We start from the raw sequence: 6,495 nt of genomic DNA, 5'->3' as shown, positions 1-6,495 counted from the left end.
ACTCAAAGCGTCTTCTCGCTCTTGCCAAACCGAGACCCCACACCCGAAATCCGCGGCTCCCTTTTAATGCTTCTCGTTATCTCGCAATTGCCCGTTCTCATCCTCTCACGAGCGAAGCGAGTTCTCTCTTGTTCTCCGTACCTACCACTTGACTTATGAACAATCGAGTTGCTATAATTCTGTCAGTGAATGAATAATAAAGGAGCGACTATGGATCTTTCCGAGTTTTCATTTTTCAATCCGTCTCCGAATTTCAGAGAGATGAGTATTCTGAAGGCCCTGACTGAGAGTTCTTCCGTCTCTCAGGAGAGGCTCGCCCGAATTGCCGGTATCGTTCCCAGTATGGTCAACAAGTATATAAGAGACTTCGAAGATTCCCACCTAATTCAGAAAGAGGGCGAAAACCGAAGGAATATGCGATACGTACTGACTGAAGCGGGTAAATTCAGGCTGCAGTATCTGACTATTCTTTATCTAAAAGAGGCGGCAAAGCTCTACACGGAATCGAGAGAGATATTTGGAGAGGTTCTCGATACGATCAAAGAGAGTGAACACGAGAGCTTCTATCTTTACGGCGCCGGGATTATCGGAGGCATTCTTGCAGATGTCCTCAGAACCGAAGGAGTCAAGATCATCGGTTTCATAGACGATTCGCAATCGAAGCAAAATGGAACATTCCACGATCTTCATGTGTCTTCACCCGAAGAAGTGAAAAGCGATGAGGAAACCGCGGTGATCGTCGCGTCATTCAGACATGCAAACAACATAGTCAAGAATGCAAAAGAAAAGGGAATGAAAAACGTAATGGTATTCACAATATCCAAATTGGGCAAAGTTGAACTAGAAGAGCTTGTGTAACGAGAAAAACCATTTTCGAGAGGGCGAGATGACGAGAGTAACGTTCCTGAGGCAAATTATCGGCACAAATCTCCAATAAGGAGAATGTGATTCTAATCTCCTCGTCCGTTTGAAATCTCGGATCCGTCTTCTCCAAGTACAGGCGTCCTCTCGACAGAAAGATGGAGGTTCTATGCATATACCACTATTCGATTTGACAAGGCAATACAACGAGTTAAGAGAAGTGGTTCTCAAGGAGATCGACGAGGCTCTTCTAGGCGGAAGGGTGATTCTGGGTGAAGCTGTAAGAGAGCTGGAACAAAACGTAGCCGATCTAATTGGAGCAAAGCATGCGATTGGAGTCGCAAATGGATCAGATGCTCTCCTAATTGCCGTGGCTGCTCTCGGAATAGGCCCCGGAGACTATGTAATTACAACTCCCTATACCTTCTTCGCTACAGTCAGCTGTATTACCAGAAACGGCGCTACCCCCCTTTTCGCGGATATCGACCCAGTAACTTACAACATCGACCTTGACAAGGTCGAAGAACTGCTCCAAACCGATCCCGAAAGAGAAAAGATCAAAGCGATAATCCCGGTTCATCTCTTTGGCCAGTCTATGAATCTTGAGAGACTCCAGAACATAGGAGAGATATACGGAGTTAAGATAATCGAAGACTGCGCACAGTCAATTGGCTCGAGATGGAACCATCCAGACGGATCGACTATTATGACAGGCTCGATCGGAGATATATCGACTTTCTCTTTCTTCCCGACGAAGAACCTGGGTGCCTATGGCGACGGCGGAATGATAACAACAGATGACGACGAACTCGCAGCATTCTGCAGAAGCTACAGAGTCCACGGCTCACCCGTGAAATACGTTCATGAAATGATAGGCATAAACTCGAGACTTGACGAACTCCAGGCCATAGTTCTGAATATAAAACTTAAACACTTGGAAGAATACGAGAAAAGAAGAATTGAAATAGCCGAGAAGTATCAAGCCGAGATGATAAAGAACGACTTGAACGTTGTATGTTGTAGGTTGTCGGTTGTGGGTAAAGATAAGTCTCTTTCGAACAACGCACAACCCACAACCCACAACGATGTCGTAATTCACTGCCCCTCTGTTCCTTATTCGGCGGACGGTGAACCGGCGACGGCTAACGATTATCGCTTCTCTCACGTCTTCCATCAGTACGTGGTGAGATTTGAAGGCTTCAGCAGAGAAGAGAGAGACAGACTGAGGGATCATCTTGCCAGTAACGGTATCGGCACATCGATCTACTATCCCATGGGCCTTCACCAGCAGAAGTGCTTTGAGTACCTCGGTTATAAGAGGGGGGAATTTCCCGTGACCGAGAAAGCCTGTGAAGAGACACTTGCCCTGCCGATATTCCCTGAAATGAGAGATGAAGAAATCAAATACGTGGTCGACAAAATCGGTGAATTTGTCACGAACGGGAGATAAGAGAGAAAGACCATTGACGAGAGTGCGCTTCGCGCATGAGAAATGATCTTCAGAAAAGAAGACTGACAACAAAAATACTCTGAAAACATGACCGAGGTGTTGTGGCTTGTTGGGGAACAAGAAGGCACTGGGTATTTGGGAGAAGAAACTTGGAACGTCTGCACTTGCCATTGTTTGCAGATTCTTGCTCTTGCATTCATTTCTAGAAGGTGCAAGCGGAATTCTACATAGTCTCTTTGGTTCTTTCAAATCTCTCATATCGCAGATATGTCTCGCTCGCTTTGCGAGCTTCTCGGCAATCTCCTTGTCGTCTCTTCTCATCTACAATCAACAACCCACAACGTACAGCCTCGCCTGGAGGTATTCCCATGCTTGACATCCATAAAGGAATCAACGTAGTAATCGAAGACGGCGCAGTGATTGGCGAGAATTGTGTAATAGGTCACAACGTGGTAATTCACAAAGGAGTACTCATTGGAGACTACGTAACCATAGGCGACAACACTGTGCTTGGGAAGGAACCATTTGCAGCCAGCACAAGCGCCACCACGAGCATTGAAGAGCTCCAGCCGTTGGCAGTCGGCAATGGAACTACAATCGGTGCCTCTTGTGTCATCTACAAGGGAGCATCACTTGGAGAAAAGTGCTTTGTCGGTGATCTCGCAACTATTCGAGAGAAGACGAAAATCGGAGAAAAGACAATAGTGGGAAAGGGAGCCACTGTTGAAAATGGGACCACAGTTGGAAAGAGAGTGAAGATTGAAACCGGAGCATACATAACCGCCTTTTCAACTATAGAAGACTACTGCTTTATCGCCCCTGAGGTTACATTCACAAACGACAACTTTCTAGGAAGAACAGAAGAAAGAAAAAAGCACTTCAAAGGCCCGACATTGAAAAGAGGGGCAAGAATTGGAGCGAATGCAACGATTCTCCCCGGAATCACTATTGGTGAGGATGCGCTAGTCGCAGCAGGGAGCGTTGTGACAAGGGACCTGGCTCCAAGAAAGATCTACGCTGGAATCCCTGCAAAGTACATTCGAGAAGTGCCACAAGAGCAATTGATTGAAGAACAGGAATACTATGAAAAATGACGTTGTACGTTGTGCGTTGTAGGTTATTCGAAGAGATTTGATCTCGAACAACCCACAACCAACAACCGACAACGAATACGACGGAGGTTTCCATGCTCAAAGAGAGAATTCAAGACAAGTCGGCAATAATAGGAGTCATTGGGTTAGGCTACGTTGGTCTGCCCCTGGCGGTTGAGAAGGCCAAGGCCGGATACAAGGTTATTGGTTTCGATATCCAGGAAAGCAAAGTCCAGATGGTAAATGAAGGCCATAACTACATAGGAGATGTGGTGAACGCGGATCTGGAGAAGATCGTTTCAGACGGTCATCTTCGGGCGACCTCTGATTTCGATGAACTCTCAGGCTGCGACGTGATAGCTATTTGTGTTCCCACTCCCCTTGATGTCTTCAAGCAGCCGGATCTTACGTACGTGATCAACTCAACAGAAAATGTTGCAAAGAGACTCCACAAAGACATGCTCGTAGTACTCGAATCAACGACATATCCGGGAACGACAGAAGATGTCATGAAACCAATACTGGAAGAAACCGGCCTTGTCTGTGGAAAAGACTTCTTCTTGGCCTTCAGCCCCGAAAGAGTCGACCCGGGAAACCTCAGATTCAAGACGAAGAACACCCCGAAAGTCGTAGGCGGAGTAGGCCCAGAATCGACCGAAGTGGCTATGCTTTTGTACGAATCTGTCTTGGACGCAGAAGTCTTTGTTGTCTCATCTCCGAAAGAAGCGGAAATGACGAAGATACTCGAGAACACATTCAGGATCGTCAACATTGCCCTGATTAACGAAATGGCAGTAGTTGCAGACAAGATGGGAATCAATATCTGGGATGTAATAAATGCCGCTTCCACAAAACCCTTCGGATTCATGCCCTTCTTCCCTGGTCCTGGAGTCGGCGGCCACTGCATCCCCATCGACCCCTTCTATCTCACATATATTGCCCGTAAGTATGACTACCATACTCGCCTTATAGAGCTCTCCGGAGAGATAAACGATTCGATGCCCGAATATGTAGTAACCAGAATCATGAAGGCATTGAACGAACGAGGCAAATGTATGAATGGAGCGAAGGTCGTCATGCTCGGAATCGCATACAAAGAAGACATCGAAGACATGAGAGAGTCTCCGGCATTGAAGGTTCTTGAACACCTCGAGAAAAACCATGCTCACGTCTCTGTTGTAGATCCTTATGTCCCCGAATTCATTTGGGAGGGAAAGACCGTGAAGACTGTCAACCTCACCGAAGAATTGATCATAGGATCCGATGTGGTGATAATAACAACGGCTCACAAAAAACTCATAAACTATCCGATGATAGTCAAGAACGCGAAATACATCTTCGACGCCAAAAACGTCCTCAGCAAAATGGGTATTGAATCTGGAAATGTAGAAGTACTTTAGGAACCGTTGGGCGTTGTATGTTGTTGGTGAAGCAATACTTTCGAGAAGGCGAGGAGCATCGCCGAGAGTAAGAGAGAAAGGAGAGAAGAAGGTAAGAATGGCTTTTTTCGAAATGGAGATTTACGAAGTGTCTATGAGCTTTGTTGAGAGCGTCTACAAGTTAACAAGGAGCTTTCCAGAAGAAGAGAGATACTGTCTTGTTTCGCAGATGAGAAGAGCTGCCGTGTCAATACCATCGAACATCGCTGAAGGCAATGGTAGAGGCCACTCGAAAGAATATTTGCATTTTCTATACAACGCGAGAGGATCACTAATGGAACTAAGAACTCAATTCGATATTTCAAAGAGACTTGGATATCTCAACGAGGCTGATTACTCAAGTCTGACAGAGAGTTATGAAAGACTGAGAAGGATGCTGATGAATCTAATCTCGTCAATTAGAAGGAAGAGTGTTTCGAAATCAGGCTTAAAGGAAAAATGATGCTTGAAGAGATGATCCTTTCTCACTGGTCTTTTCTCGACACGAAGTGTCGTCTCGCCTTCTCGACGGTGCTCTTTCTCGATAACCAAAAAACGATAGGAGTGACCACATGAAAAAACTAACCGCCGCCCTAATTGGTTGCGGAAGAATTGGAACAAAGAAACACATAGAGGCCTTTGCAGCAAACAGTGACTTGATAGATCTTGTTGCGGTCTGCGATCTCGTGCCGGAGAAAGCCGAGAGAGCTGCAGAAGAATATATGAAGAGACGAGAGATATCGCTTGTTCGCGGAGAGAAAGAGAGAACAAGTGAGAAAAACGAGAGCCAGAATTGCCAAGACAGATTCTCTTCCTCTCCAGCATCCGAGTGTGATCTCCAACGTCCGCGCGTAATCTCCGACTACAAAGACTTACTCTCGACAGATATCGACTTCGTCACGATCGCTACCGAAAGTGGGAATCATTACAAGAACACTATAGATTTTCTTTCGGTGGGGAAGCATGTTCTCGTTGAAAAGCCAATGGCTCTTTCTTCCGAACACATGGACCAGATGATAGCCCTATCTCGAAAGAAGAAGTTGAAACTCGCCGTCTGTGTTCAGAACAGGTTCAACCCTCCCGTTCAGGAGCTGAGAAAAGCGATCGATTCCGGTAAATTTGGAAGAGTCTTCACCGCAACTGCACGAATTCTCTGGAACAGAAACGAAGAGTACTACAAACAAGCCAGCTGGAGAGGAACATGGGCGATGGATGGCGGAACGATCATGAACCAGTGCGCGCACAACATAGACCTTCTCCAGTGGATGCTAGGAGGAGATGTCCAAGAGATATTTGCAATGACAGAGAACTACAATCATCCATATATAGAGACTGAGGATTTCGGGGCCGCAATTGTTAGATTCAAGAACGGATCGATTGGTATAATCGAAGGAACGGCAAACGTATATCCGAAGAATCTGGAAGAGACTCTCTCTGTCTTCGGTGAAAAGGGGACTGTTGTCTTGGGAGGTCTGGCGGTCAACAAGATTCAGACATGGAGATTTGACGGCGAAGACTCCCATCCGTTAATGCAATTGCCTGATCCCGATACAGTATACGGTTCAGGCCACATAACAGCCTTTGAGGACTTCGCCAGGGCAATCATCGAAGATCGCGAACCCTTTGTCAATGGAGAAGAAGGCAAGAAATCCGTGGAGATCATTCTTGGAATATA

The 6,495-nt window shown here is 46.2% G+C and carries 6 protein-coding genes; all 6 read left to right on the top strand.

Annotation, left to right across the window (positions count from 1 at the left end; translation table 11 throughout):
- Positions 1 to 210 precede the first annotated feature (210 nt).
- Positions 211 to 858: a winged helix-turn-helix transcriptional regulator gene (locus tag B3K91_RS13115; RefSeq protein ID WP_292595373.1), complete on the top strand. Its 648-nt coding sequence runs from the start codon at positions 211 to 213 to the stop codon at positions 856 to 858.
- 172 nt (positions 859 to 1,030) lie between these two features.
- A complete protein-coding gene (locus tag B3K91_RS13110) occupies positions 1,031 to 2,311 on the top strand; it encodes a DegT/DnrJ/EryC1/StrS family aminotransferase (RefSeq protein WP_292595371.1) in 1,281 nt (426 codons plus the stop codon).
- Between the two features lie 368 nt (positions 2,312 to 2,679).
- Positions 2,680 to 3,405 carry an acyltransferase gene (locus B3K91_RS13105; RefSeq protein WP_292595368.1) on the top strand — a complete coding sequence of 242 codons (726 nt, stop codon included), beginning with the start codon at positions 2,680 to 2,682 and terminating at the stop codon, positions 3,403 to 3,405.
- Positions 3,406 to 3,497: 92 nt separating this feature from the next.
- The gene (locus B3K91_RS13100; RefSeq protein WP_292595365.1) at positions 3,498 to 4,802 is read left to right on the top strand and encodes a nucleotide sugar dehydrogenase; all 1,305 of its coding nucleotides are present in this window, start codon (positions 3,498 to 3,500) and stop codon (positions 4,800 to 4,802) included.
- Positions 4,803 to 4,899: 97 nt separating this feature from the next.
- The gene (locus B3K91_RS13095; protein ID WP_099830795.1) at positions 4,900 to 5,283 is read left to right on the top strand and encodes a four helix bundle protein; all 384 of its coding nucleotides are present in this window, start codon (positions 4,900 to 4,902) and stop codon (positions 5,281 to 5,283) included.
- Between the two features lie 109 nt (positions 5,284 to 5,392).
- Positions 5,393 to 6,495, top strand: a 1,103-nt coding sequence (locus B3K91_RS13090) for a Gfo/Idh/MocA family protein (protein WP_292595361.1), incomplete at its 3' end; no start/stop codon positions are given.

Origin of the sequence: Mesotoga sp. UBA5847 (assembly GCF_002432735.1) — a bacterium.
Taxonomy (GTDB): Bacteria; Thermotogota; Thermotogae; order Petrotogales; family Kosmotogaceae; genus Mesotoga.
The sequence above is the reverse complement of the archived record's forward strand: the minus strand, read 5'-3'. Positions and strand labels throughout refer to the sequence as shown.